This is a genomic window from Cupriavidus sp. 2SB (assembly GCF_005503625.1).
GTDB lineage: Bacteria > Pseudomonadota > Gammaproteobacteria > Burkholderiales > Burkholderiaceae > Cupriavidus.
Genome location: NZ_SCMX01000063.1, coordinates 15957 through 41626, shown reverse-complemented (window position 1 = coordinate 41626; position 25670 = coordinate 15957). Strand labels below are relative to the sequence as shown.

The window sequence follows — 25670 nt, the reverse complement described above, 5'->3', positions numbered from 1 at the left end:
CGCGGACGCCGTGCGCCACCACCACCCGCCCCGCCACCGCTATTGCCACGGGCATTGCCGCCGCCCTTGGCAGCCTTCGGCATCACATTGCCGTTCACCTCGCCACCGCCACGACGCGGACGGTTGCCACCGGCGTTGCTAGCATTGCCAGCGCTTCCACCACGCCCACGGCCACCTGCACCGCCAGGACCACGCGCACCGCCACCCATACCGCCCATGCCACCCCCAAACTTCGTCGAGTGTGACGTCAGCGGCGCAGGACCCGACGGGATGTAGCCCATTGACGTCTGCATCGGATCAGGCTGGCCGCGGCCGGCGTTACCGCCACCGCGATTGCCACCGGCTTTCTCGAACCGCGGCAGTCCATCCATGCCCGTGACCATGGGCATCCCCGCGATCGCAGCCTCGGTGCGCGCCTTCCGCCCGCCCACCTTGGTCATTCCCTTGCCGCCGCCCTGCTCGCCCTTGGCCGGTGCTTTCAGGCCGATATTGGCCATCAGGTTGCGCACCTCGGTGGCTTCGAGTTCCTGCCAACGGCCACGCTTGAGACCACGCGGCAACAGGAATTGCCCGTAGCGTGTGCGAATTAGGCGTGAAACGGTCAGGCCCACCGCCTCGAACATGCGGCGTACTTCGCGGTTCCGTCCTTCGGTCAGCGCTACGTGATACCACTGGTTCACACCCTCGCCACCGCCATCGGCGATCTGCAGGAAGTTAGCCTGGCCGTCGTCGAGTTCGATGCCGTGAAGCAGACGCTGACGATCGGACTCGGCCAGCTCACCCAGCGTGCGCACCGCGTATTCACGCTCCACGCCATAGCGCGGGTGCATGAAGCGGTTGGCGATATCGCCCGAAGTCGTGAAAATCAGCAGGCCCTCGGTATTGAAGTCCAGCCGGCCCACGGCCACCCACTTGCCGTTCTTGATTCGCGGCAGGCTGTCGAATACGGTCGGACGGCCTTCCGGATCCGACTGGCTGACGATTTCGCCGGCTGGCTTGTGATACAGCAACACCCGGGGCGGCTTGGTCGTAATCTTGCGGTGGATCAGCTTGCCGTTTACGCGCACCTGATCGGCCGGCAGGATCCGCTGGCCAATATGTGCCGGAAGCCCGTTGACGGAAACACGACCCTGCAGGATCAGTTCTTCCATTTCGCGGCGGGACCCCAGCCCACCGTCAGCCAACACCTTGTGCAGCTTCGGCGCATCGTCATCCGATGTCAGCTCGCGAACGGGCTTCGCCTTTGTGCGCGGAACGACCATGTCTTCCTGGTCGAACTGCTCGGAGATCACAAAGCGAAACAGATCCTCGCCACCTGCAGCCTTGAGCGCCTTGCCGGCGGGCTTCGCCGACTTGTCACCTTGACGGGATTCACCCTGGCGCTGATCGCCGCGACCACCCGGTTTGCCAGCGCCACCCTGGCCCTTGCGCTGCTGCGGGCCTGGCTTGTTGCGCCTGCCGGCCTGCTCGGCTGCTGGCTTGTTCTCACCGTCGACCATCGCAGCCTTACGTTGCGGCTGCTGCCGCCGACGGCGCTGCGACTGGCCTTCGCCCGATTCGGACTGGCGCGGATTAGCCGGCCGCATTTCCGCCCGTGGAGCCGCGACCTGTTCACCGGCATCGGCGGCAGGCGCAGGCTTGCGTCGGCCGCGTGTCCGCGGTGCTGCGGGCTGCGCACCCTCTTCGGCCTGCACCGGCGGCGCATCGGCATCACCCCGACCGGCATCCCGATCCTGGGCACCCTGGCGGCGGGACGCCACCAGGTTTCGCAGACCGCGGCGGAGGCCCTTGCGGCGCGGCGCGCCGTCCGCGCCATTGCCCGTATCGGGCGCTGCGCCGGTGTCGCCCGGCACGTCCGGCTGGCGGACGTCTTGATCAGCGGAATCAGACAAAGTATTCACTATCGATGTTGCATGTTATTCAGTTGGACACGCGCTCGTCGTCCTCGGCCGGATAAGGCGCGTCGCCCTCCAGACCCGATTCCTCGGCAACTTCCGAAACGGAAGCCTGAGTGTCCACGTGGAAACCGTTGGCATGCGCCAGCGGCACGTCGTCGTCCTGCCCGAGTGACGGGGGATCGGACTCGACGCTGCTTTCTTGTTCTTGCGATGCGCCTTCAATGACCGCGGTGGAATCGGCAGTTTCCAAATTGGCCGGCGTCTCCGCATCGGCCTTCTCGGTGTCCGCCGGCGTCACGGCGTTGGGGACCACTTCCGTGGCCGCAAAAGCCTCTTCGTCGCCAGCAGGCGGATTGGCCGTGGCGATATCTTCGAAGTCGATGGCTTGTTGATCCAGCAACGTTGCCTGGGCCTGCGCCTGAGCATCCTCAAGCGGCGGGAGTTCGTCCAGCGAACGCAAGCCAAGGTCATCGAGAAACGCCTTGGTCGTCGCATAGAGTGCCGGGCGTCCAGGAACGTCACGATGGCCGATCACTTCGATCCAGTCGCGGTCCTCAAGCTTTTTGACGACTTCCGTACTGACCGTCACTCCGCGGATTTCTTCGATGTCGCCACGCGTCACCGGCTGGCGATACGCGATGATCGCCAGCGTTTCCATCACCGCGCGGGAATACTTGGGCGGCTTTTCCGGATTGAGCCGGTCGAGATACTCGCGCATTTCGGGCCGGCTCTGAAAACGCCAGCCGCTCGCCAGCGCCACGAGTTCCACGCCACGCCGTTGCCAATCGTTCCGCAACTCTTCGAGGAGCACCCGGATCGTGTCGGCACCGACATCGTCGGCAAACAACCGTCGCAGATCACCGACGCGCAACGGTTCCTGCGCACAGATCAGCGCGGTCTCGAGGACGATCTTCGCCTCTTGGGTATTCATGTGATTGTGTGCAGCCTGTCTTTGCACCTGCCCCCGGACGAATCCCGGGGCACTGGAGATTGCAGATACAGCGAGGCCAAAGCCATCGCCATCTCGTCGCGCAGACGGTCCACGCTGGTTTCAGCGCCGCCGTGCACCTCGTTCTTTGCATCGAATTGCCGGGACTGTCCGGCAGGAGATCGTCCAGGGCCGGCAGCCATCACCGGTCGACGGACCTCTTGCGTCGCGCCTCCCCTTCGGGGCGGACATTCGCCTGGGCCAACGCATGACCAAGACGGCAAGAAACAATCGGATATCGGCTCAGGAAACTTCGCCCTGACCCGGCGTCACCTTCCACACCGCCGTCGGCCTTTTAACCAGATCTTTTGAACCGGATGGACTGTGGGGATGGTTCCGGCATGCAACTGCATGGCCAGAAACCCTGGGCGGGCATCCCTGATGAGAGAAACCGCCCCGGCGACGCCTCGTGCATGACGCGGCGCGATACCGTGGTTCTCGCGATTGTATGGCATTACCGCCGGATACCGCAACCCGGGGCTGTGGCCGATTCAGAACACCACGCAGAATCCGGCGTGCGCAAGGGTCTCCGGAAGCCATACGGCGCGGGCCACCCCCAGCAACCCGAAACCCGCCACGAGCAAAGCTGAAACGGTGCGAACCCACCGCTTGCGCGACCACTGCCGCAGGTAACCGGACAACCCCGAGATCACCAGCAGATTCGGCAAAGTACCTAGTCCGAAGGCTCCCATGACGAGTGCGCCCGACGAAGCATTGCCCGCCAACAACGCCAACCCGAGCGCACTATAGATCATTCCGCAGGGCACCATACCCCATACAAGACCCATGCCGAATCGGTGCATCGCTGACGGCACCGCGGCAGGACCGCCATGCAACCCCTGAGTCGATCGAACATGCCGCAAGAGCTTGGCGACGTGCGAAGCGATCCGCGCGACAAAACGTTCCACGGCACCCATGCGCATCTGCCAGCCGAAAAGCAACCACAATCCGGCCATGATCAGCAACAGGCTCCCCACGCCGAACAGCCATCGCTGCAATGGCAGATAGTCGTGCGCCCACGCCGCCGCACCCACTGCACCGGCCAATGCGCCGAGCAACATGTACGTCGTCACCCGGCCCGCATGCATGACGCAAATCGACATCCACCAGTGCCGTCTAGAACGGTGCAAGAACGAGACCGTCTGTTGCACTTGCTGCGGATTTTGTTCGACTGCAATAGCAATTCCTCCACACATCGCCGCGCAATGCACACCGCCAAACAGGGCAATCAGAAAAACGCTTAAAAGCACGCCAAATGGCAACTGTTCCTCGCTTCCGCGTCACTCGACGCTGTAAAATGCATGCATCGCGCCCTCGCTGCAAGCGCATTCAAACGAGCACTTCAATTGCTGACTTCCATCCCCGTTACCGAGATGTCGCCACGCTGCTCCACGTGTGCCATGGGCCAACTCTGCCTGCCCGTGGGCATGTCGCAGCAGGACCTCGTAAAAATGGACACTATCGTGCAGGAGCGCGTGCGTGTCCACAAGGGCGAAACGCTGTATCGAATGGGTGAACCGCTCTCCGCGGTCTACGCCATTCGTTTCGGCACGCTGAAAACCCACGTCACCATGGAGGATGGGCGTACTCAAATTACCGGCTTCCATCTTCCGGGAGAAGTCATCGGCCTCGATGGACTCGGCGAGATGCAACATGCATCGGATGCGACCGCCCTCGAGGACGCTGAAGTCTGCGTCGTGCGGTTCGACGATCTGCAATCGCTGTCGAATCATCTGCCTTCGCTGCAAGGTCAGTTCCTGCGACTTATGAGCAAGGAGATCTCGCAGGACCAGGTCATGCTGATCACGCTTGGCTCGATGCGTGCCGAAGAGAGACTCGCCGCCTTCCTCGTCAATATGTCCGAGCGCCTCTCCGCACGCGGTTATTCCTCCACGGAGTTCGTGCTGCGCATGAGCCGCGAGGAAATCGGCAGCTATCTCGGCCTCAAGCTCGAAACCGTCAGCCGCCTGTTCTCCCGGTTCGCGGAAGCTGGCCTGATCCAAATTCGTCAACGGCATGTGAAGATCATCGACATGGCTGGCATCAAGCAGGTCTATAGTCGCTCCTGCTAGGCGCCATCCTGCTGCAAGACCAGAGCCGCACAGCATCACGCTGTTGCGGCTTTTTTTGCGAAATTGCTATTCGAGTTCATCGGTATCGCTGAGCCTGCCCGGCATCGTGTAAAGCGTGAGACCGCTGGACAGTGCGCAGAACAGCCACGCCAGCAGAAAGCCCACGGTGTAGATCGCCTGCCTCGAAGCCTCCACCGGTTGGCCGAAGAAACTGATGTCTCCCGGGTCGACAACGGAAAACACTACCGCCGTAGCCGCGCCACCCATCAGAAACGCTGGCCACAGTACCCACATCAGCCAGCGCAACCTCATGGATGACTCCCTTGTTCCGTGGCGCTTCCGACATCGGCTTTCTCGACGACCAGTCCATGGCGGGTGGCATCGCGCACAGGGACGTCCGCATGTGTGCTGGCCAGCCAGATCGTGATACCACAACCCACCATCGCCAGCATCGGGCCGGCCATCAAGATCCACGGCCACGGCTCCTTGTACCAGGGTCGAACGGCATGGGGAGGCTGTTGGGGGCGCTGAGCCATTGCATCTCCTCTTACAAGTTGCGGGGAACGATAAAGCTTGTGCTCTGACGGATCTGCGACCGGCGTTGCGACTCGGTTTCCGCCGTGACCGTCACGTCGATCTTGTGGGTACCTTGCCTGGCGTCTTCGATCGGCACACGGATGCGAATTGGCAACAGCCGGTTCGACGTGGGATCTAGAGTGCTGGCCGTCTGGTCATACTCGACGGTGAGCCCTTTCATATCGTAGCCATCTACCTTCACATCGATTGTCACTGGTGACTCGGTGGCATTGATCAACTGCAACCGGTACACGTTCTCGACCCAGCGTCCATCCACCTCGCGACCAAGCGCTCCACGGTCTCGAATGATGTCGACCTTCAGCGGCGTGCGCATCGCCAGCGACGCGGCAAAGCCACCCATCAGTGCCAGCCAGATCACCATGTAGATCATGGTGCGAGGCCGCACCAGCCGCTTGCGGGCCTCGGCAATGGACAACGCCGATCGCATGGCATTCTCGGAGGTGTACCGGATCAGCCCGCGCGGGTACTCCAGCTTGTCCATGACCTGATTGCAGGCGTCGATACAAGCTCCGCATCCAATGCATTCGTACTGGAGGCCGTCCCGGATATCGATCCCCGTCGGGCACACCTGCACGCAGATGCTGCAGTCCACGCAGTCGCCCAGGCCGGCGGCACGGTGATCCAGCTTCCGCGAGCGGCCGCCGCGCGGCTCACCACGCCCCACGTCATAGGTCACCACAAAGGTGTCGCGGTCCACCATCACGCTCTGGAAACGCGCATACGGACACATGTACTTGCAGACCTGCTCACGCATGAAGCCGGCGGCGCCCCAGGTAGCGAACGCATAGAAAAGCATCCAGAATGCCTGCCACGGCCCCAGTGACCACTGCAGTATCTCGCTGCCAAGCTCCCGGATCGGCGCGAAATAGCCGATGAATGTGAAGCCGGTCCAGAGGGCGATCAGGATCCAGAGCGTATGCTTCGTCGTCTTGATCCTGAACTTGCGCAAACTCCATGGATCGCCATCGAGCCGGATGCGCGCGATGCGATCACCTTCCACACGCCGCTCGATCCACATGAATATTTCCGTGTAGACCGTCTGAGGACAAGCGTAGCCACAGAAGAGCCGGCCGGCGATGGCGGTGAACAGAAAAAGTGCCAGCGCCGAAATGACCAGGAGCACGGCGAGATAGATCACGTCCTGCGGCCAGAGCACAAGACCGAAAATGTAGAACTTGCGTGCTCCGAGGTCGAACAGAACGGCCTGCCGGTCGTTCCATTGCAGCCAGGGCGCACCGTAGTAGACCAGTTGCGTCAGGATGACGAGCCATACGCGCCAGCTCGAAAACGCGCCTTTCACCGAGCGCGGGTAGATCTTGCGGCGCACCTCGTACAACGCTTCTTCCGTTGCATCGTTAGCGGTCTTGGGCGGTGGCGCGGGGCGCCATCCCCGAGTCTCTGAGACCTCGGGTCCTTCAGGAGGGGATTTCAGGGGCGCATTCATGGGACTAGCCCTAATGCCCCGGTCAGCGCCGTCGCTGGCCGGGGCGGTTTGTCATTGCCCGGCTGCTCCGGCCGCAGCGCTGGAGGTACTGGAGAGTCCCCACACGTAGGCAGTCAGCATCCGGATACGCTCCGGCGTCAGGATTTCTTCGTGCGCTGGCATGTGGCCGTTGTGGCCCTTCAGGATGGCATCGACGATCGCGCCTTCCGAACTGCTGTACAGCCAGACGTTATCGGACAGGTTCGGCGCGCCCAATGCCTGGTTGCCTTTGCCTGTGCCACCGTGGCACGCCGCACAGGTCGACTTGAACGTGCTTTCGCCGCGCGATGCCCGGATCGGGTCGTAGGCCAGCCCGGACAGCGAGCGCACATACTGCGCGGTATCGCCAGCCAGCTTTGCGTCGATGACGCCAGTCAGCGGCGGCATCACGCCATTGCGCCCCTTGGTGATCGATTGCTGGATGGTGTCGGGCTCACCGCCATACAACCAGTCGTTGTCGGTCAGGTTGGGAAAGCCGCGGCTGCCACGCGCATCGGATCCATGGCACTGCGCGCAATAGTTGAGGAATAGTCGCTGGCCGATCTCGCGCGCCTCGGGGTCGGCCGCCACCTGCTTGACATCCATCTTCAGGTACTTGGCGTAGATCTGATGCTGCATGCGCTCGGCGGCCTCGCGGTGCGCGGCCAGCTCCACCTGGGACGAGGTCTTCAGCACGCCAGGATAGGCGCCCAGTCCCGGAAAGAGGATCAGATAGCCCAGTCCGAACACGCAGGCCAACAGGAACATCCACATCCACCAGCGCGGCAGCGGATTGTTCAGCTCGCGTAGGTCGTCATCCCACACGTGGCCCGTGTCGTCGGAGGTGCTGACGCCCTTTGGCATCTTGCGCTGGGAGAACAGCAGCCAGACGCACCAGGCAATGCCGATCAGCGCGATGGCCGCAATGTAGTGGCCCCAGATATCGGAGATGAAATCGCTCATGGTTACGAATTCCGCCTTGGATTGTTATCTTCGTCAGGCAAGGCAAAGGGCAGCATCGCCGATTCCTCGTTGGCGCCCTTGCGCCCCGCCGACCATGCCCACCAGCAGATGGCCAGAAATGTCACCATCGAAATGACAGTGGCAATGGCAGTGATGATCACCATGGCTTCACTCCTTCGGCGCCGCTTCCACGCGCACATTGCGGCGGTTCAGGCCCAGACCCTGCAGGTACGCCACCATCGCGTCCTCCTCGGTCTTGCCCACCAGATCCTCCGGTGCCCGCTCGATTTCCGCATCGGTGTACGGCACGCCAAGCCGTTGGAGGGCCCGCATACGCGGCTGCACCGAATCGGTCGGCAACGGCGTCTTCTCGAGCCACGGATAGGACGGCATCACCGATTCCGGCACGACATCACGCGGACTGCGCAGATGGATGCGCTGCCAGTCGTCGGAGTAGCGGCCGCCTACGCGCGCCAGATCAGGACCCGTGCGCTTGGAACCCCACAGGAACGGGTGGTCATACACCGACTCTCCTGCCGTCGAGAAATGGCCGTAGCGTTCCGTTTCGGCCTGCAGCGTGCGAACCTGTTGCGAATGGCAACCCGCACAACCCTCGCGGATATAGATATCGCGGCCCATCAGCCGCAGCGGCGAATACGGCGTGATGCCGGGATCGGGCTTGGTGGTCGAGTGCTGGAAGAACAGCGGTACGATCTGCACCAGGCCCGCAATACTCACGACGATGATCGTCGCGACAATCAGCCATCCGACGTTCTTCTCGAGCGTCTCGTGACGAAAGAAACTTTGATTCTGAGACATCGTTCTATCCTCGCGATCAGTGGGCGGAAGCCGGCAGGCTGGTCGGAATCGGCGCATCGACGGCAGGCTTGCCAACGATGGTGCGGACGACGTTGTAGGCCATGACGAACATCCCGGCCAGGAAGCAGATACCTCCGAGCAGACGGATCAGGTAGAACGGATACTTGGCTTTTACGGCTTCGACGAACGCATAAGTCAACGTGCCGTCCGGCTGCGTGGCGCGCCACATCAGGCCTTCCATCACGCCAGCAATCCACATCGAGGCGATGTACAACACCACGCCGATGGTTGCGATCCAGAAATGCCATTCGATCAGGCGGACGCTGAACATTTCCTTCTGCCCGAACAAGCGCGGAATGAGGTAATACAGGGAGCCGATCGAAATCATCGCCACCCAGCCGAGCGCGCCGGAATGCACGTGGCCGATCGTCCAGTCCGTGTAGTGAGAAAGCGCATTGACGGTCTTGATCGACATCATCGAGCCTTCGAAGGTCGCCATGCCGTAGAACGAGAGTGCGACAACGAGGAACTTGAGAATCGGATCGGTGCGCAGCTTGTGCCAGGCGCCGGACATGGTCATGATGCCGTTGATCATGCCGCCCCAGGATGGCGCGAGCAGGATCAGCGAGAACACCATGCCAAGCGATTGCGCCCAGTCGGGCAGCGCCGTGTATTGGAGGTGATGGGGACCCGCCCACATATACGTGAAGTTGAGCGCCCAGAAGTGGACGATCGACAGGCGGTAGGAATAGATCGGGCGCTCGGCCTGCTTCGGAATGAAGTAGTACATCATGCCGAGGAAGCTGGTGGTCAGGAAGAAGCCCACTGCATTATGGCCGTACCACCATTGGATCATCGCGTCCTGCACGCCTGCATAAGCGGAGTACGACTTCCACATCGACGCCGGCATCTCGATGTTGTTGACGATATGCAGGATGGCGATGGTCAGGATATAGGCGCCGAAGAACCAGTTGGCCACATAAATGTGGCGGGTCTTGCGCTTGACAATCGTGCCGAAAAAGACGATGGCATACGCCACCCAGACCAGCGTGATCAGGATGTCGATGGGCCATTCGAGTTCCGCATACTCCTTGGAAGTCGTAATGCCCATCGGCAGGGTGATCGCGGCGGCGATGATGACAAGTTGCCAGCCCCAGAACGTAAAGGCGGCGAGCGGTCCGCAGAACAGCCGCGCCTGGCACGTACGCTGAACCACGTAATACGACGTGGCAAACAGTGCGCTACCGCCGAAGGCGAAGATAACGGCGTTGGTGTGAAGTGGACGCAGACGGCCGAATGACAGCCACGGCGTATTGAAATTCAGTTCCGGCCAGATCAGTTGCGCCGCAAGCAGAACGCCTACGGCCATGCCGACGATACCCCAGACCACGGTCATGACGGCAAACAGCCGCACCACGCCATAGTTGAAGGTGTCGACGCGTGGAGACGCGGTGGTGACAGCCATTCAGACCCCCAAGCTAAGAAAGAATAAACCTATTGACGGTGTGACTTTAGAAAAACGGCACGGCCATCGTCTTGACTTCGATCAACACAACCGCATGTCCGGAGAACCGAGCGCAAATAAGTTGGTCTGTTGCGCCCACGCTGTCCCCAGGCACTTTCCCAGTGCTTCTAAGACTTGTCCGACCCGCGCGACGAACGCCCGATACGAGTCAAATCCGCAGGGGTATCGTTGTCGAGAAGAATGGCTTCGCCGGGACGCTCCAGATCGTCGTACTGGCCGGCATGCAAGGCCCACCACAAGGCACCCGCGATCAACGCGGCGAGCACCAGGCTCATCGGCACCAGCAGATACAGTGTTTCCATTCAAGACTCCCGAGGCCGCGTCGCGGTGCGCACGCGCAATAGTCGCCAGGCATTCGCCACCACCAGTAGCGAGGACAGCGACATGCCGATGCCAGCCATCCATGCGGTGACGAAGCCCGTTGCGGCCAGCGGGATTGCGACCACGTTGTAGGTAAATGCCCAGCCCAGGTTCTGGCGGATGACGCGGCGCGTTCGGCGCGCGACGGCAATAGCCGTGGCAATCTCCGCGATGCCGCCATGAGTCAACACCGCATCGGCGCCGGCCTGCGCGAGCGGGGCACCGCCACCAATTGCGATCGATACCTGGGCCTGCGCCAGCACCGGCGCATCGTTGATGCCGTCGCCAACTGCCAGCACTACCGCGCCATTGCGCTGCAGTGCGCTGACATACTCACGCTTGCCCTCAGGTGTCACGGCGCCTGCCGCAGTTGCTATCTGGAAATGCCCGGCCCACCAACGCACCGCCGCATCCGTGTCGCCGGAAACGAGGTGGCAGCGCACACCGAGCGCTTTTAACTGGCACAGCAGCGCGGCGGTCTGCGGCCGCTCGACATCGGCAAGTCGAAAGCATCCGAGGATATTGTGGGTATCGCCAAGCCAGACTTCGGTTGCGCCGGGGTGTCCGGCATCCAACCGCGCGACGCCCCCATTGACATCGCCTGACAAAACCGCTACGAATTCTCGACGACCGAGACGCACCTTACGGCCATCGACTGTTGCCTCCAGCCCCTGCCCCGGCACGTTGCGCAGATCTGTCACTGTCAGTGAGGCATCGCCGGCCGTGCCCGCCGGCTCGGCAAATGCCCGTGCGATCGGATGCTCGCCGCCACGTTCGAGGGTCCGAGCGATCTGCGCGCAGCCCGCCGCATCGAGATCGCCGAAAGTTTGCGTTTCGACGAGCGCGAATCGTCCCTCGGTCAACGTGCCTGTCTTATCGAGCATCACGTCGGTGACGCTCGCCAGCGTCTCCAGCGCATGAGCGCGCGTCAACAGCACGCCCCGCCGCGATAACGCCGCACCGGCCGCCGCCAGCGCCGCCGGCGTAGCCAGCGACAGCGCACACGGACAACTCACCACCAGCACTGCCACTGTCACCAGCACCGCACGTGACGGATCGATCCAGACGGCCCAAACCAACCCTGTTACGGCTGCCATCAGCAGCAGCAGCCCCACGAACCATCCGGCCACCCGATCCGCCAGTTGGGCGAGCCGTGGCTTGTCAGCGAGCGCGCGGTCCAGGACTGCAACGATCTCGGCCAATCGCGTTTGCGCACCGATCCGGTCAATGCGCACTTCCAGCGGACTCGCGGCATTGAAGCAACCTGCCAGCACCGCATCGCCTATTTCACGCGTCACCGGGCGCGCCTCGCCGGTCAGCATGGATTCATCTATCTCGCTCGCACCGGCCACCACCACACCATCGGCAGGCACGATCTCGCCGGCCTTGACCCGAATCCGGTCACCGGGCTGCAACCGTGCCACGGGGATGCGCTCGCCCTGCCCGCCACCATGGGCGATACGCTCGCAGGTAGCGGGAAGTTGCCGCGCGAGCATCTCGGCACCACTGCGCGAGGCCTGGCGCATACGCAATTCCAGATAGCGCGCCAGCAGCAGGAATGCCACGAACATCGTGACCGAATCGAAATAGACTTCTCCGATGCCTCGCACCGTTGCCACGGCGCTGGCGAGGAAGCCGGCAGCAACGCCAATCGCCACGGGGACGTCCATCCCCATATGGCGCTGCCGCAGCGCACGCCAGGCTCCTGCAAAGATTGGCGAGGCCGAATAGAAGACCACCGGTAGCGTCAGCGCAAAGCTGGCCCAGCGCATCAACTGAAGTTGGCCGGGATCGATCGTGGCTTCATGCGTATAGAGCGGCCACGCATACATCATCACCTGCATCATGCCGAGCATCGCCACGGCCATGCGCATCAGCAAGCCGCGCCGCTCGCGACGATCCTGCCGATCCGTGCGCGACACCTCGAACGGCCAGGCCGTGTAGCCAATGTCCGCCAACCTGCCAAGTAGTGCCGCCACACCCTGCGATGCCGCGCGCCAGCGCACGACAACGCGGCGTGTCGCCACGTTCGCCACCACCGACTCCACGCCTTCCAACTGATTCAGATGCTGTTCGATCAGCCACGCGCAGGCCGCACAACGAATGTTCTCTGGCGCGAGCGTAATCTCGCAACGCCCGTCGCCCAACTCGCGAACGAACTGGCCGCGCAACTCGGGCGTGTCGTAAGCCGCCCAAATTGGCTCGGCCTCACGCCGGGCCTCGGCATCGAGTGGGCGGGCAAAGCGGGTGATGTCGCGATAGAGGTGGCCAAAACCGGCCGCATGGAGCGTCTGCGCGAGCGTCTGGCAGCCTGCGCAACAGAAGACGCGTTGTTGCCCTTCGATAGGCGCGACTAATGGCGCGGCATCATTGAGAGGCTGGCCACAGTGAAAACAGTCGGATGCAGAATCTGAGGAGGTCGCCGTCGAGTGATTGGTGCCGACGGGAAGGCTCGCAGCACTGGCTACGGAAAGAGATGGCGCGAAGGGGGCAGGATTTATCGACGGCATGGCGCGCTTTTTTTACCCAACGGATATTAGGTAAAAAAAACTCACCCTGCGTTGATGCAAGTCAAGTCAGAAACTACCGGGGCGGATTCTCCCGCCACCGGTTTCCCACAAACAACAGCGGGCTTCCAGAGGTCAGGTCAGCGACGTGTCCATCACGCGTCGTTCCGACTCCAGGTATTCGCGCGACTGCATCTCGATGATTCGCGAGACCGTGCGATGGAATTCGCTGGCCATCTGCCCTTCCGTGTAAAGCTCGTCGGCGGGGACCTCGGCCGATATCAGCAGCTTGACCTTGTGGTCGTAGAAGACATCGATCAGCCAGGTGAAGCGGCGCGCCTCAGAGGACATACGCGGTGTCATCTTCGGCACGTCCGACAGGATCACGGTGTGGAACTGCGAAGCGATTTCCAGGTAGTCGTTCTGTGAACGCGGACCGCCGCACAGCGTGGCAAAGTCGAACCAGACCACGCCATTGGCCTTGCGCAGCGATTTGATTTCGCGATGTTCGATATGCAGTATCGGCGATTCGTCGGCCGTACCTGCAATAGACGTGAAAGCATCGCGCAGCGCAGCGCTGGCCTCGCGGCTGAGCGGCGTGTGGTATGCATCTACCTGCTCCAGTGCGCGCTTGCGGTAGTCGATGCCGGCATCGACGTTCAGCACATCCAACTTGGTTTGCAGCAATGCGATAGCTGGCAGCACGCGATCACGGTGCAGGCCGTCCGGGTACAGCAAGTCCGGGCGATAGTTCGAAGTCATCACGAACTGCACGCCGTTGTCGAACAGTTGTTGCAGCAGCCGGTGCAACATCATGGCGTCGGCCACGTCGCTGACGTGGAACTCATCGAAACAGATCAGTCGGAAGCGTCGTGCAATCCGTTTTGCCAACTCGTCGAGCGGATCGGGCCTGCCGCGTAATTCTTCGAGTTCGCGGTGTACCTCGCGCATGAACTCGTGAAAATGGAGTCGCGTCTTGCGCACCACGGGCACGCAGGAATAGAAGCTGTCCATCAGGAAGGACTTGCCGCGCCCTACCCCGCCCCACAGGTACACGCCCTTGGGCACGTCAGGATGCACGAGCCACTTTTTCAGCGTATTGTTGCGGCGGCTTTTGTAGGCCACCCATTCGTCGTAGCAATGCTGCAGCCGCGCCACGGCACGCAGTTGCGCCTCATCGGACTGATAGCCGCGCTGCTTGAGTTCGTGCTCGTAAAACTCGGTGACGTTCATCGTGGGGGCCTACGAAAATTCTGATGCTTGCAAAGCGAAAACGGCGCGCCGCAGAAATCGCGGCGCGCCGGGGTTCACCGGAAGGTGAACGGATGCATTACATATTCAACTGACGCTTGTCGACAGCCAGCGCAGCTTCGCGCATGACTTCCGACATCGACGGGTGCGGGTGGCAAACGCGGCCGATGTCCTCGCTTGCTGCCTTGAACTCCATCGCCACCACGGCTTCGGCGATCAGGTCCGAAGCGTTCGCGGCCACGATGTGCACGCCGAGGATTTCGTCGGTCTTGGCATCCGCCAGCATCTTGACGAAGCCGTCAGCAGCGCCCATGCCCAGCGCACGGCCGTTGGCCATGAACGGGAACTGACCGGACTTGTAGGCACGGCCTTCGGCCTTCAGCTGTTGCTCGGTCTTGCCGACCCAGGCGATTTCCGGGAACGTGTAGATCACCCACGGCACCGTGTTGAAATCGATGTGCGGCTTCTGGCCAACGATACGCTCGGCCACGGCCACGCCTTCGTCTTCTGCCTTGTGTGCCAGCATCGGGCCACGCACCACGTCGCCAATTGCCCAGATGCCCGGCACCTTGGTCTGGCAGTGGTCGTCCACCTCGATGAAACCGCGCTGGTCCACACCCAGGCCAACAGCTTCCAGGTTCAGGTTGTCGGTGTTCGGCACACGGCCGACCGACACGATCAGACGATCCACTTCGAGCGTCTGGTCCTTGCCGTCCTTGTCCGTGTAGTTGACAGTGACGTTGTCCTTGCCGGTCTTGACTTCGTTGACCTTGACGCCGAGGTTGAACTTCAGACCCTGCTTGGTCAGCAGCTTCTGGGCTTCCTTGGCCACGCCTTCGTCAGCGGCGCCCAGGAATGCGGGCAACGCTTCCAGCACGGTCACGTCGGCACCCAGGCGGCGCCACACCGAACCCAGTTCCAGGCCGATCACGCCAGCGCCGATCACGCCGAGCTTCTTGGGCACCGAGTCGTACTTCAGTGCGCCTTCGTTATCGCTGATCAGCTTGTTGTCGACGGTGATGCCCGGCAGATGACGAGCCTTCGAACCCGTGGCTACGATGACTTGCTTGGCAGTCAGTGTCTCGCCGTTGACTTCCACCTGGAAACCTTCGGCAGCCTTGCCTGCGAACTTGCCGTAGCCCTTGAACAGCGTGATCTTGTTCTTGCGGAACAGGAACTCGATGCCCTTGGTCATCTTGCCGACGATGTCGTCCTTGCGCTTGAGCATCTTGGCCACGTCGACCTTGATGTCGCCCACGGTGATGCCGTGGTCAGCCAGGTGGTGCGAAGCGTTCTCGAATTCTTCCGAGGAAGCCAGCAGTGCCTTGGACGGGATGCAGCCCACGTTCAGGCAGGTACCGCCCAGGCGGGCTTCGCCCTTGGGATCGTCGTAAGCGTTGCCTTCCAGGCAGGCCACGTTCAGGCCCAGCTGGGCAGCGCGAATGGCGGCGATGTAGCCGCCGGGGCCGGCGCCGATCACCAGCACGTCGAATTGTTTGCTCATGGGAATTATCTCTTTGGCACGTCATGCCCGCCGCAGGTTGGCGACCATCCGGGCACATCGCGATGGCGATGCGCTCGCCGGGTCCCCACGCCGAAGCGTGGGGACGACGACAAACGAAAGACCAAGGTCTGTCTGGGGATAGGACCGATTACAGGTCCAGCAGCAGGCGTGCCGGATCTTCCAGCGCTTCCTTCATGGCCACCAGGCCCAGGACGGCTTCGCGGCCGTCGATGATACGGTGGTCATAAGACATGGCCAGGTAGTTCATCGGACGGATCACGATCTGGCCGTCTTCCACCACGGCGCGGTCCTTGGTGGCGTGCACGCCCAGGATGGCCGATTGCGGCGGGTTGATAATCGGCGTCGACAGCATCGAACCGAACGTACCGCCGTTCGAGATCGAGAACGTACCGCCGGTCAGCTCTTCCAGAGACAGCTTGCCGTCACGGGCCTTGGCACCGAACTCGGCAATCTTCTTCTCGATGTCGGCCAGGCTCATCTGGTCGGCGTTGCGCAGGATCGGCACCACCAGGCCACGCGGCGAACCCACGGCGATACCGATGTCGAAGTAGCCGTGGTACAGGATGTCGTTGCCGTCGACCGAAGCGTTGATGATCGGGTACTTCTTCAGCGCGTGCACGGCGGCCTTCACGAAGAACGACATGAAGCCCAGCTTCACGCCATGTTCCTTCTCGAAGCGATCCTTGTACTTGTTGCGCAGATCCATCACCGGCTTCATGTTCACTTCGTTGAACGTGGTCAGGATGGCGTTGGTCGATTGCGACTGGATCAGGCGCTCGGCGATACGGGCACGCAGGCGGCTCATCGGCACGCGCTCTTCCGGGCGATCACCCAGCGCAGCGAAGTCCACCTTGGCTGCCACTTGCTGCAGCGCGGGCTTGGCCGCGGCCGGTGCCGGAGCAGCCTTGGCAGCCGGGGCAGGAGCCGAACCAGCGGCCAGCACGTCACCCTTGGTGATGCGGCCGTCCTTGCCGGTGCCGGCAACCTGCGAAGCCGACAGGCCACCTTCGGCCATCAGCTTGGCAGCCGACGGCATGGCGATGCCGCCAGCCGTAGCGGCTGCGGGGGCAGCAGCGGCCGGAGCCGGTGCAGCTGCGGCGGGTGCCGGAGCTGCAGCTGCCTGGGCCACGGCGCCAGCAGTGGCTTCCGTGTCGATCTTGGCGATGATCTCATCGGCCACCACGGTGTCGCCGTCGTTCTTGATCACTTGCGACAGCACGCCAGCCGACGGGGCCGGCACTTCCAGCACAACCTTGTCCGTTTCGATTTCAATCAGGATTTCGTCCTGAGCGACAGCTTCGCCCGGCTTCTTCTTCCAGTTCAGCATGGTCGCTTCGGCGACCGATTCAGACAGCTGCGGAACCTTGACGTCAACAATAGCCATGGTTTGGTATTTCCTCGATGTATGCGTATGTGTTTCGTTTCGGGCAGGTAGCCCCGCGATGCGCATCCCTGTGCGCGCTCGCGGGGTACCAACGAATTACTTGGTCAGAACAAAGCCCTTGAGCTTCGAGAACGCCGCGTCCAGCAGCGCCTTCTGTTGCTCGTTGTGCTTTGCGTAGTAGCCCACCGCCGGCGAAGCCGAGGCAGGACGACCGGCATAACCGAGCTTCTGGCCTTCCGTCATGTTTTCCATGATGTAGTGCTGGACGAAGAACCAGGCGCCCTGGTTCTGCGGCTCGTCCTGGCACCACACGATTTCGGTCGCGCCGGAGTACTTCTTGAGTTCTGCTGCCACAGCCTTGTGCGGGAACGGGTAGAGCTGTTCCAGGCGGATGATGGCCGTATCGGTGACTTCGCGCTCCTTGCGGGTGTTGACCAGGTCGTAGTAGACCTTGCCCGAGCACATGATCACGCGCTTGACCTTGCTGGCGTTCAGTTCCTCGTGATCGGGGATCACGGTCTCGAAATGACCCTTGGCCAGATCGGACAGCGGCGACACGGCGTCCTTGCTACGCAGCAGCGACTTCGGCGTCATGATCACCAGCGGCTTGCGGAACAGACGGATCATCTGGCGACGCAGCAGGTGGAAGATCTGGGCCGGAGTCGTCGGCTGGACCACTTGCATGTTGTGGTCCGCGCAGAGCTGCAGGAAACGCTCGATACGGGCCGAGCTGTGTTCCGGACCCTGGCCTTCGTAGCCGTGCGGCAGCATCATCGTCAGGCCCGAGGCGCGACCCCACTTCACTTCGCCGGACGAGATGAACTGGTCGATCACCACCTGGGCACCGTTGACGAAGTCACCGAACTGGGCTTCCCAGATCACCAGCGCATTCGGCTCGGCAGTCGAGTAACCGTATTCGAAGCCGAGCACGGCTTCTTCGGACAGCACCGAGTCGATCACCGTGAACGGTGCCTGGTTCTCGGACACGTTCTGCAGCGGAATATACGAGCCCGCATCCCAACGCTCGCGTGCCTGGTCGTGCAGCACGGCGTGACGGTGCGTGAAGGTGCCACGGCCGGCATCCTGACCCGTGATACGGACCGGGTAGCCCGACGCCACCAGCGAGGCGAAGGCCAGGTGCTCACCCATGCCCCAGTCCAGCATCTGGTCGCCACGGCCCATGTTCGAGCGGTCCTTGATGACCTTCTCGACCAGCGGGTGCAGCTTCAGGTGTTCGGGGATCGTGGTGATCCGCTCGGCCAGGCGCTTCAGTTCGGTCACCGGCACGGCGGTGTCGGCAGCGTCGGTCCACTTGCGGTTCAGGAACGGCATCCAGTCCACGGCGAACTTGTTCTTGAAGTTCGACAGGACCGGGTCGGCCGTATGCTTGCCCGCATCCATCGCGTTGCGGTATTCCTTGACCTTGTCGTCACCAAACGATGCGGCGGTCAGGTTCTGTGCGACGAGCTTGTCGGCGTACAGCTTGCGCGTGCCCGGATGCTGGGAAATCTTCTTGTACATCAGCGGCTGGGTCATGGCAGGGGTGTCCTGCTCGTTGTGGCCCAGCTTGCGGAAACAGATGATGTCGACCACAACGTCCTTGTTGAATTCCATACGGAAGTCAACAGCCAGTTGCATGGCGTACACCACGGCTTCGGGATCGTCGCCATTCACGTGCAGCACCGGCGCTTCGATCATCTTGACCACGTCCGTGCAATACAGCGTCGAGCGCGCATCGCGCGGGTCCGAGGTCGTGAAGCCGATCTGGTTGTTGATGACGATGTGCATCGTGCCGCCCGTGCCGTAGCCACGGGTCTGCGCGAGGTTCAGCGTTTCCATCACGACGCCCTGGCCGGCGAAGGCCGCGTCGCCGTGCACCTGCACCGGCAGCACTTCCTTGTGGCCAGCATCGCCACGGCGTTCCTGGCGCGCCTTGGACGAGCCTTCCACCACCGGGTTGACGATTTCCAGGTGCGACGGGTTGAATGCGAGCGACAGGTGAACCGGGCCGCCTTCGGTCGAGACATCGCTCGAGAAGCCCTTGTGATACTTCACGTCACCGGCCGGCAGGTCGTCGACGTGCTTGCCTTCGAATTCGGCAAACAGGTCAGCCGGCATCTTGCCCAGCGTGTTGACCAGCACGTTCAGACGCCCACGGTGGGCCATGCCGATCACGATTTCCTGCACGCCCTTCGAACCGGCGTGCTGGATCATTTCGTCCATGGCGGCGATGAAGCTTTCGCCGCCTTCCAGCGAGAAGCGCTTCTGGCCAACGTACTTGGTGTGGAGGAAGCGCTCCAGGCCTTCGGCCGCGGTCAGGCGGTCGAGGATGTGCTGCTTCTTCTCCAGCGTGAACACCGGCTTGGAACGCGTGGTTTCCAGGCGTTCCTGCCACCAGCGCTTCTGCGCCTGGTCGCTCACGTACATGAACTCGGCGCCAATGGTGCCGCAGTAGGTCTCGCGCAGATTGTTGAGCAACTCGCGCAGGCTCATCGACTCCTTGCCGAAATACGTGTTGCTGGCATTGAAGACGATGTCGAGGTCAGCCTCGGAGAAACCGTAGAACGCCGGGTCCAGATCCGGCAGGGGCGGACGCTCCTGGCGCTTGAGCGGATCGAGGTCGGCCCAGTGCGATCCGATGTTGCGGTAGGCGGCGATCAGCTGGGTTGCAGCGACGCGCTTGCGGCCCATGTCGGAATCGGCCGAGGCAACAATGGTCTTGATGGGACCCTGCTTGGCGCGCTCGGCGAACGAGGCAACGATCGGTGCGTGGGGGATGTCGCGGGCGTTGGAACCGTCCACAGCCGGGACATTCTGCATCGCGTCGAAATACGCGCGCCAGTTGTCGGGAACCGAGCTGGGATTCTGGAGGTAGGCCTCGTACAGCTCTTCCACATAGGGGGCGTTGCCGCCGAAGAGGTACGAATTGCTCTGATACTGCTGCATCATGGGGCGCTCACTATTCTCCGGGAATGCCGGAGTTAAGCGGGTTCATCAACCTTCCGCGACACGGCTTGACCGGTTAGCGGATTGCAAACAACTCTTGAGGATACTGACTGCGATACCTTGAACGAACGGCACCGACGGGAATATGTATTGCCCGGGTGCCGTTGGTCTTCGGCCTCACCGCCAGACCCGGAAGGGTCAGTTGTGCGGGGAAGGACCTAAGTCTTCACTCGCAAAAGAATAGCACGTTATCCCATCGACAGTGGGGACTTTTCGTGATGCAAAATCGAGACACTTTGATCAGGGGCCTATACGATCCGGCGCAATCCGGTCCACTGCGTCCGTGATCAGCCCGTCCAGACCCCACCCCAGCAGGTGGTTTGCGCGAGTTTCGTCATTGACCGTGTAGCACAAGACCTTGAATCCCGCCGCATGAGCCTGCCCGATGACGGCGGCATCGAGTTCGCGATGGTTGGCGTCGAGCGCCACGCAGTCCAGACGCCGCAGGCGGTCGAGCCAGTCGGGCGGCAACTTGTCGAGCAGCAGCGCGCGCGGCAGCGCTGGCGCCACTTGGTGCGCAGCTTCTAGCGCCGCCTCGGAAAAGGACGACAACAGCGGCGGCACCGCCGCGTCTCTCCACAGCGAGAGTGCATCAAGCGCCACTGCAGCACCAGTCCGGTACTCCGTACCCGGCACGGGCTTGATCTCGATATTGACCAGGAAGCCGTTGGCTTGCGTGTACCGGGCAATGGCGGCGAGCGTCGGCACTGGCTCGCCGGCGAACGCCGGGCCATGCCAGCTTCCGGCGTCGAGCGCGGCCAGCTCGCCAAGCGTCAGCGCATCGACGCGACCGCTGCCCGAGGTGGTGCGGTCCAGCGTAGCGTCGTGTATCAGCACGGCCTTGCCGTCGCCGGACAGCTTCACGTCGAATTCGAACATGCGATAGCCGAATGACGCCCCATGCCGGAACGCCGCCAGCGTGTTCTCGGGCGCCAGCTTGCCGGCGCCGCGATGGGCAATATGGCGTGGATACGGCCAAGCGGCTTGGGTCATGCCAGCGCCTCGATTCGCTTGCCGCTTTGCGTGTCGAAGAAATGCAGATGCTCGGCCGATGCGGTGATCGGCAACTTGTCGCCGGCGCGCACGGGCATGTGCGTATCCAGCCGGACTACGATCGGCTGGCCACCCAGGGTGCCATATGCATAGGAATCGGCACCGAGCGCCTCCACGACACGGACGTCGACTTCGGCGATGGCCTCGTGCGTCGCGCACGGCTCCACGTGTTCGGGACGCAGACCCAGCAGCGCCTCACCGGGCAGATGCAAACCCATTGGCAAATGGCCCAGCGTGGCGGAACCCGCCTGCCCTTCCTTCGGCACGACACGCATGCGAGCCTCGCCGCCCTGCCCCGCACCCTCGCGCACCACCGGCACGAGATTCATCGGCGGCGATCCGATAAAGCTCGCCACAAACGTGCTGGCCGGCTTGGCGTAGACGTCCAGCGGCGTGCCGATCTGCTCGACCCGACCACCGTTGAGCACCATCATGCGGTCTGCCAGCGTCATGGCCTCGACCTGGTCGTGAGTCACATAGAGGCTGGTCGTGCGCAGGCGGCGATGCAGTTCCTTGAGCTCCAGCCGCATCTGAACGCGCAGCTTGGCATCAAGGTTGGACAGCGGCTCATCGAACAGGAAGACCGAAGGCTCGCGCACGATGGCACGCCCCATCGCCACGCGCTGGCGCTGGCCACCCGACAGCGCACGCGGCTTGCGTTCCAGCAACGGCGCCAGTTCCAGGATGCCCGCGGCGTGGTTCACGCGCTGTGCGATCTCGGCCTTCGCCATGCCCCGGATCTTGAGACCGTAGGCCATGTTGTCGTACACGCTCATATGCGGATACAGCGCGTAGTTCTGGAACACCATGGCGATGTCGCGTGCCGCCGGCTCCAGGTCGTTGACGACCTTCTCACCGATATGCACCTCGCCGCCGGAAATTGTTTCGAGTCCCGCCACCATGCGCAGCAGCGTGGACTTTCCGCAGCCGGACGGCCCGACGATCACGATGAACTCGCCGTCGGCGATCTCCATATCGATGCCATGCACCACCTGCGTGCCGCCGGGGTAGGTTTTCTGTACGTTACGTAGAGACAGCTTTGCCATGCTTTGACCTTATTTTTCCGTTTCCACGAGGCCCTTGACGAACCAGCGTTGCATCAACACCACCACCACGGCCGGCGGAATCATCGCCAGCATCACGGTAGCCATCACGAGGTTCCAGTCGGTGGCGGCATCGCCGGACCGGGACACCATCTGCGTCACCCCCACCACCACCGGGGTCATCGACTTCTGCGTGGTAATCAGCAGCGGCCAGAGATACTGGTTCCAACCGTAGATGAACTGGATCACGAACAGTGCCGCGATACTTGTACGCGATAGCGGCAGCAAGACATCCCAGAAGAACCGCAGCGGCCCGGCACCGTCGATTCGTGCCGCCTCGGCCAGCTCGTCCGGGATCGTCAGGAAGAACTGCCGGAACAGGAACGTGGCCGTGGCCGACGCGATGATCGGGATAGTCAGGCCGAAGTAGCTATCCAGCATGCCCAGATCCGACACCACCTTGTATGTCGGCAAGATCCGCACTTCCACCGGCAGCATCAACGTGATGAAGATCATCCAGAAGAAGGTCTTGCGCAGCCGAAACTTGAAATAGACGATAGCGAAGGCCGAGATGATCGAGATGGCAATCTTGCCCACCGCGATGCCGAGCGCCATGATCAGGCTGTTCTTCATCATCGTGGTGACCGGCGATGCGGCCTCGCCCACGCCCTGGAACAGCACGGTGCGATAGTTTTCGATCAGGTGGCTGCCCGGGATCAGCGTCATCGGCGCGTCAAGCACCTGCTCGGCGGTCAGCGTCGATGCCACGAAGGTCAGGTACACCGGGAATGCCACCACGGCAATGCCGACGATGAGCACCAGGTGCGTGATGAAGTCCAGTACAGGACGACGTTCTACCATTGCGTTTCTCCTGTGCCTGTCAGTACTGGACCTTGCGTTCCACGAAGCGGAACTGCACCACGGTCAGCGCGATCACGATCACCATCAGCACCACGGACTGGGCCGCCGAGCCGCCGATATCCATCCCACGGAAGCCGTCGTGGAACACCTTGTAGACAAGCGTGTTCGTCGAGTTGAACGGACCCCCGTGCGTAACGGCATCGATGATGGCGAAGGTGTCGAAGAACGCGTAGACCACGTTGATCACCAGCAGGAAGAACGTGGTCGGCGACAGCAGCGGGAAAATAATGGACCAGAAGCGTTTCCACGGTCCTGCCCCGTCGATGGCAGCCGCTTCGATCAGCGATTTCGGAATGCTCTGCAGACCGGCCAGGAAGAACAGGAAGTTGTAGCTGATCTGCTTCCACGCCGCGGCCAGCACCACAAGCAGCAATGCCTGGTTGCCGTTCAGCAGGAAGTTCCAGTCCACGCCCATCTGGCGCAGCGCGTACGAGACCACGCCGAGCGTCGGATTGAACATGAACATCCACAGCACGCCGGCCATGGCCGGTGCCACCGCGTAGGGCCAGATCAGCAGCGTCTTGTAGCCAGTGGCCGCGCGCACGACGCGATCGGCAAAATACGCCAGCAGCAGTGCCACGGACAGGCCTACTACGGTCACGCCCACTGCAAAGATACCCGTCGTCTGGAAGGATTCCACGTACTGCGGGTCATTCCAGAGCGTGAGGAAATTATCGAACCCGACAAAGTCGAGGCTGATGCCGAAGGCATCCTGCTGAAGCATCGATTGCCACAGCGCCTGCCCGGCGGGCAGGAAGAAAAAGACCAGCGTGATGACGATCTGCGGCAGTACCAGCAGATACGGCAACCACGGCGACCGGAAGACAACGCGTTTTTCCATCTTTCAGGGTCCCGAGTTCGAGTCGGATTTCTAGTCCGGCTCTATAACGCAAGCGGGCGACGGTGTTGCCGCCGCCCGCCTCAGACCTTCAGGCGATTTGCCCCGAAGACCTTATTCCTTGGCCGTCTTCTGGAAGCGTTCCAGTTGCTCGTTACCACGTGCGATGGCGGTGTCCAGCGCAGCTTTCGGTTCCTTCTTGCCGGCCCACACCGCTTCGAGTTCCTCGTCGATGATCGTACGGATCTGCACCAGGTTGCCCAGGCGCACGCCACGCGACTTGTCGGTGGTCTTCACGATCATCTGTTGCACCGACACGTCCGCGCCAGGGTTCTTCTCATAGTAGCCGGACTTCTTGGTCAGTTCGTAGGCTTCCATCGTCAGCGGCAGGTAGCCGGTGGCCTGGTGCCAGTCGGACTGGATCTCCGGTTTGGACAGGAACGTGAAGAACTTGGCCACGCCCTTGTATTCCTCGGCCTTCTTGCCGCCCATCACCCACAGCGACGCGCCGCCGATGATGGTGTTCTGCGGGGCGCCCTGCACGTCCGCATAGTAGGGCAGCTGCGCTACGCCGAACTGGAACTTGGCGTTCTTGCGAATGTTGGCCAGCGAAGCCGACGAGCCCGTGAACATCGCGCACTCGCCGTTGTAGAACTTGGCCTGCGACTCCGCCTTGCGGCCGCCGTAGCTGAAGTAGCCCTTCTTGACCATGTCCTGCAGGTTCGTGATGTGCTTGACGTGCAGCGGGCTGTTGAACACCAGGCGGGCGTCGGTGCCGCCGAACCCGTTGTTCTTGCTGGCGAACAGCGTGTTGTGCCACGCCGAGAAACTTTCCAGGTGTACCCAGCTCTGCCAGTCGGTGGTGTACGCGCAGTTCACGCCGGCCGCCTTGAGCTTGGCCGAGTACTGCATCACTTCGGGCCACGTCTTCGGGGCGTCGGTCAGGCCGGCCTTCTTGAAGGCGTCCTTGTTGTAATAGAAGACCGTCGTCGAGCTGTTGAACGGGAACGACAGCATCTCGCCCTTGGCCGAGGTGTAGTAGCCCGCCACGGCCGGGATGTACGCCTTCTGGTCGAACTTCTCGCCGGCTTCCTTCATGACGACGGACACGGGCTTGATTGCGCCCTTGGCGCTCATCATCGTTGCCGTACCGACTTCGAAGACCTGCAGGATGGCCGGTGCGCTGCCCGCGCGGAAGGCTGCAATGCCGGCCGCCATGGCCTCGTCGTAGTTACCCTTGTTGACCGGCACGATCTTGTACTCGGACTGGCTCGCGTTGAACTTGGTCGCGATCTCGTTGACCTTGTCATTCAGCGCGCCCGCCATGGCGTGCCACCACTGGATTTCGACAGCAGCATGGGCGGTGCCGGCCAGCGCGAGGCTGGCGGCAGCGGCGAACTTCAACACAGTGCGTGGCAAGGACATGGGCAATTCTCCTGAGGCTTGGTTCGGTCCGTC

General features: G+C 62.2%; 22 protein-coding genes. 1 reads left to right on the top strand and 21 read right to left on the bottom strand.

Features of this window, described 5'->3' with window-relative positions:
* The 3 genes from rluB to FFS21_RS23990 all read right to left on the bottom strand — a co-directional run.
* Positions 1-1892, bottom strand: a 1892-nt coding sequence (rluB, locus tag FFS21_RS24000; protein WP_137927202.1) for a 23S rRNA pseudouridine(2605) synthase RluB, incomplete at its 3' end; no start/stop codon positions are given.
* A gap of 28 nt (positions 1893-1920) precedes the next feature.
* The gene (gene scpB / locus FFS21_RS23995; RefSeq protein ID WP_137927201.1) at positions 1921-2829 is read right to left on the bottom strand and encodes an SMC-Scp complex subunit ScpB; all 909 of its coding nucleotides are present in this window, start codon (positions 2827-2829) and stop codon (positions 1921-1923) included.
* A 548-nt stretch (positions 2830-3377) separates the two neighbouring features.
* Positions 3378-4148, bottom strand: a complete 771-nt coding sequence (locus tag FFS21_RS23990; protein WP_137927200.1) for a sulfite exporter TauE/SafE family protein — start codon at positions 4146-4148, stop codon at positions 3378-3380.
* Positions 4149-4232: 84 nt separating this feature from the next.
* Here FFS21_RS23990 and fnr point away from each other — a divergent pair, with 84 nt between their 5' ends.
* A complete protein-coding gene (gene fnr / locus FFS21_RS23985) occupies positions 4233-4958 on the top strand; it encodes a fumarate/nitrate reduction transcriptional regulator Fnr (RefSeq protein ID WP_137927199.1) in 726 nt (241 codons plus the stop codon).
* 66 nt (positions 4959-5024) lie between these two features.
* Here fnr and FFS21_RS23980 read toward each other — a convergent pair whose 3' ends face one another.
* The 18 genes from FFS21_RS23980 to ugpB all read right to left on the bottom strand — a co-directional run bounded on the left by FFS21_RS23980 (position 5025) and on the right by ugpB (position 25637).
* Positions 5025-5270: a hypothetical protein gene (locus FFS21_RS23980; RefSeq protein WP_137927198.1), complete on the bottom strand. Its 246-nt coding sequence runs from the start codon at positions 5268-5270 to the stop codon at positions 5025-5027.
* Positions 5267-5494, bottom strand: coding sequence for a FixH family protein (locus FFS21_RS23975; RefSeq protein WP_137927197.1), 228 nt, complete (start codon positions 5492-5494; stop codon positions 5267-5269). The genes FFS21_RS23980 and FFS21_RS23975 overlap by 4 nt, the downstream gene beginning before the upstream one ends.
* An 11-nt stretch (positions 5495-5505) precedes the next feature.
* A complete protein-coding gene (gene ccoG, locus FFS21_RS23970; protein ID WP_137927196.1) occupies positions 5506-6999 on the bottom strand; it encodes a cytochrome c oxidase accessory protein CcoG in 1494 nt (497 codons plus the stop codon).
* 51 nt (positions 7000-7050) lie between these two features.
* Positions 7051-7980 carry a cytochrome-c oxidase, cbb3-type subunit III gene (gene ccoP, locus FFS21_RS23965; protein ID WP_137927195.1) on the bottom strand — a complete coding sequence of 310 codons (930 nt, stop codon included), beginning with the start codon at positions 7978-7980 and terminating at the stop codon, positions 7051-7053.
* Positions 7981-7982: 2 nt separating this feature from the next.
* Positions 7983-8144, bottom strand: coding sequence for a cbb3-type cytochrome oxidase subunit 3 (locus FFS21_RS23960; RefSeq protein ID WP_137927194.1), 162 nt, complete (start codon positions 8142-8144; stop codon positions 7983-7985).
* A 4-nt stretch (positions 8145-8148) separates the two neighbouring features.
* Positions 8149-8799 (bottom strand): cytochrome-c oxidase, cbb3-type subunit II, encoded by a 651-nt coding sequence (ccoO, locus tag FFS21_RS23955; protein ID WP_137927193.1) that lies wholly within the window; start codon positions 8797-8799, stop codon positions 8149-8151.
* Between the two features lie 16 nt (positions 8800-8815).
* On the bottom strand, positions 8816-10264 hold the full coding sequence (ccoN, locus tag FFS21_RS23950; RefSeq protein ID WP_137927192.1) for a cytochrome-c oxidase, cbb3-type subunit I: 1449 nt from the start codon (positions 10262-10264) through the stop codon (positions 8816-8818).
* 167 nt (positions 10265-10431) lie between these two features.
* A complete protein-coding gene (ccoS, locus tag FFS21_RS23945) occupies positions 10432-10626 on the bottom strand; it encodes a cbb3-type cytochrome oxidase assembly protein CcoS (protein WP_137927191.1) in 195 nt (64 codons plus the stop codon).
* Entirely contained in the window at positions 10627-13194 is a 2568-nt protein-coding gene (locus FFS21_RS23940; protein WP_171020482.1) for a heavy metal translocating P-type ATPase, read from the bottom strand.
* Between the two features lie 132 nt (positions 13195-13326).
* Complete coding sequence (gene zapE, locus FFS21_RS23935; RefSeq protein WP_137927190.1) at positions 13327-14424, bottom strand: cell division protein ZapE; 1098 nt, start codon at positions 14422-14424, stop codon at positions 13327-13329.
* Positions 14425-14521: 97 nt separating this feature from the next.
* Complete coding sequence (gene lpdA / locus FFS21_RS23930) at positions 14522-15946, bottom strand: dihydrolipoyl dehydrogenase (protein WP_137927189.1); 1425 nt, start codon at positions 15944-15946, stop codon at positions 14522-14524.
* A gap of 148 nt (positions 15947-16094) precedes the next feature.
* The gene (odhB, locus tag FFS21_RS23925) at positions 16095-17351 is read right to left on the bottom strand and encodes a 2-oxoglutarate dehydrogenase complex dihydrolipoyllysine-residue succinyltransferase (RefSeq protein WP_137927188.1); all 1257 of its coding nucleotides are present in this window, start codon (positions 17349-17351) and stop codon (positions 16095-16097) included.
* A 96-nt stretch (positions 17352-17447) separates the two neighbouring features.
* A complete protein-coding gene (locus tag FFS21_RS23920; RefSeq protein ID WP_137927187.1) occupies positions 17448-20300 on the bottom strand; it encodes a 2-oxoglutarate dehydrogenase E1 component in 2853 nt (950 codons plus the stop codon).
* A 297-nt stretch (positions 20301-20597) separates the two neighbouring features.
* Positions 20598-21350 (bottom strand): glycerophosphodiester phosphodiesterase, encoded by a 753-nt coding sequence (gene ugpQ, locus FFS21_RS23915; protein ID WP_137927186.1) that lies wholly within the window; start codon positions 21348-21350, stop codon positions 20598-20600.
* Positions 21347-22456, bottom strand: coding sequence for a sn-glycerol-3-phosphate import ATP-binding protein UgpC (locus tag FFS21_RS23910; RefSeq protein WP_137927185.1), 1110 nt, complete (start codon positions 22454-22456; stop codon positions 21347-21349). Before FFS21_RS23910 ends, ugpQ begins: the two co-directional genes overlap by 4 nt.
* A gap of 9 nt (positions 22457-22465) precedes the next feature.
* Complete coding sequence (gene ugpE, locus FFS21_RS23905) at positions 22466-23314, bottom strand: sn-glycerol-3-phosphate ABC transporter permease UgpE (RefSeq protein WP_137927184.1); 849 nt, start codon at positions 23312-23314, stop codon at positions 22466-22468.
* A gap of 19 nt (positions 23315-23333) precedes the next feature.
* Positions 23334-24215 carry a sn-glycerol-3-phosphate ABC transporter permease UgpA gene (ugpA, locus tag FFS21_RS23900; RefSeq protein WP_137927183.1) on the bottom strand — a complete coding sequence of 294 codons (882 nt, stop codon included), beginning with the start codon at positions 24213-24215 and terminating at the stop codon, positions 23334-23336.
* A gap of 111 nt (positions 24216-24326) precedes the next feature.
* Complete coding sequence (gene ugpB, locus FFS21_RS23895; protein WP_137927182.1) at positions 24327-25637, bottom strand: sn-glycerol-3-phosphate ABC transporter substrate-binding protein UgpB; 1311 nt, start codon at positions 25635-25637, stop codon at positions 24327-24329.
* Between the last annotated feature and the right edge of the window lie 33 nt (positions 25638-25670).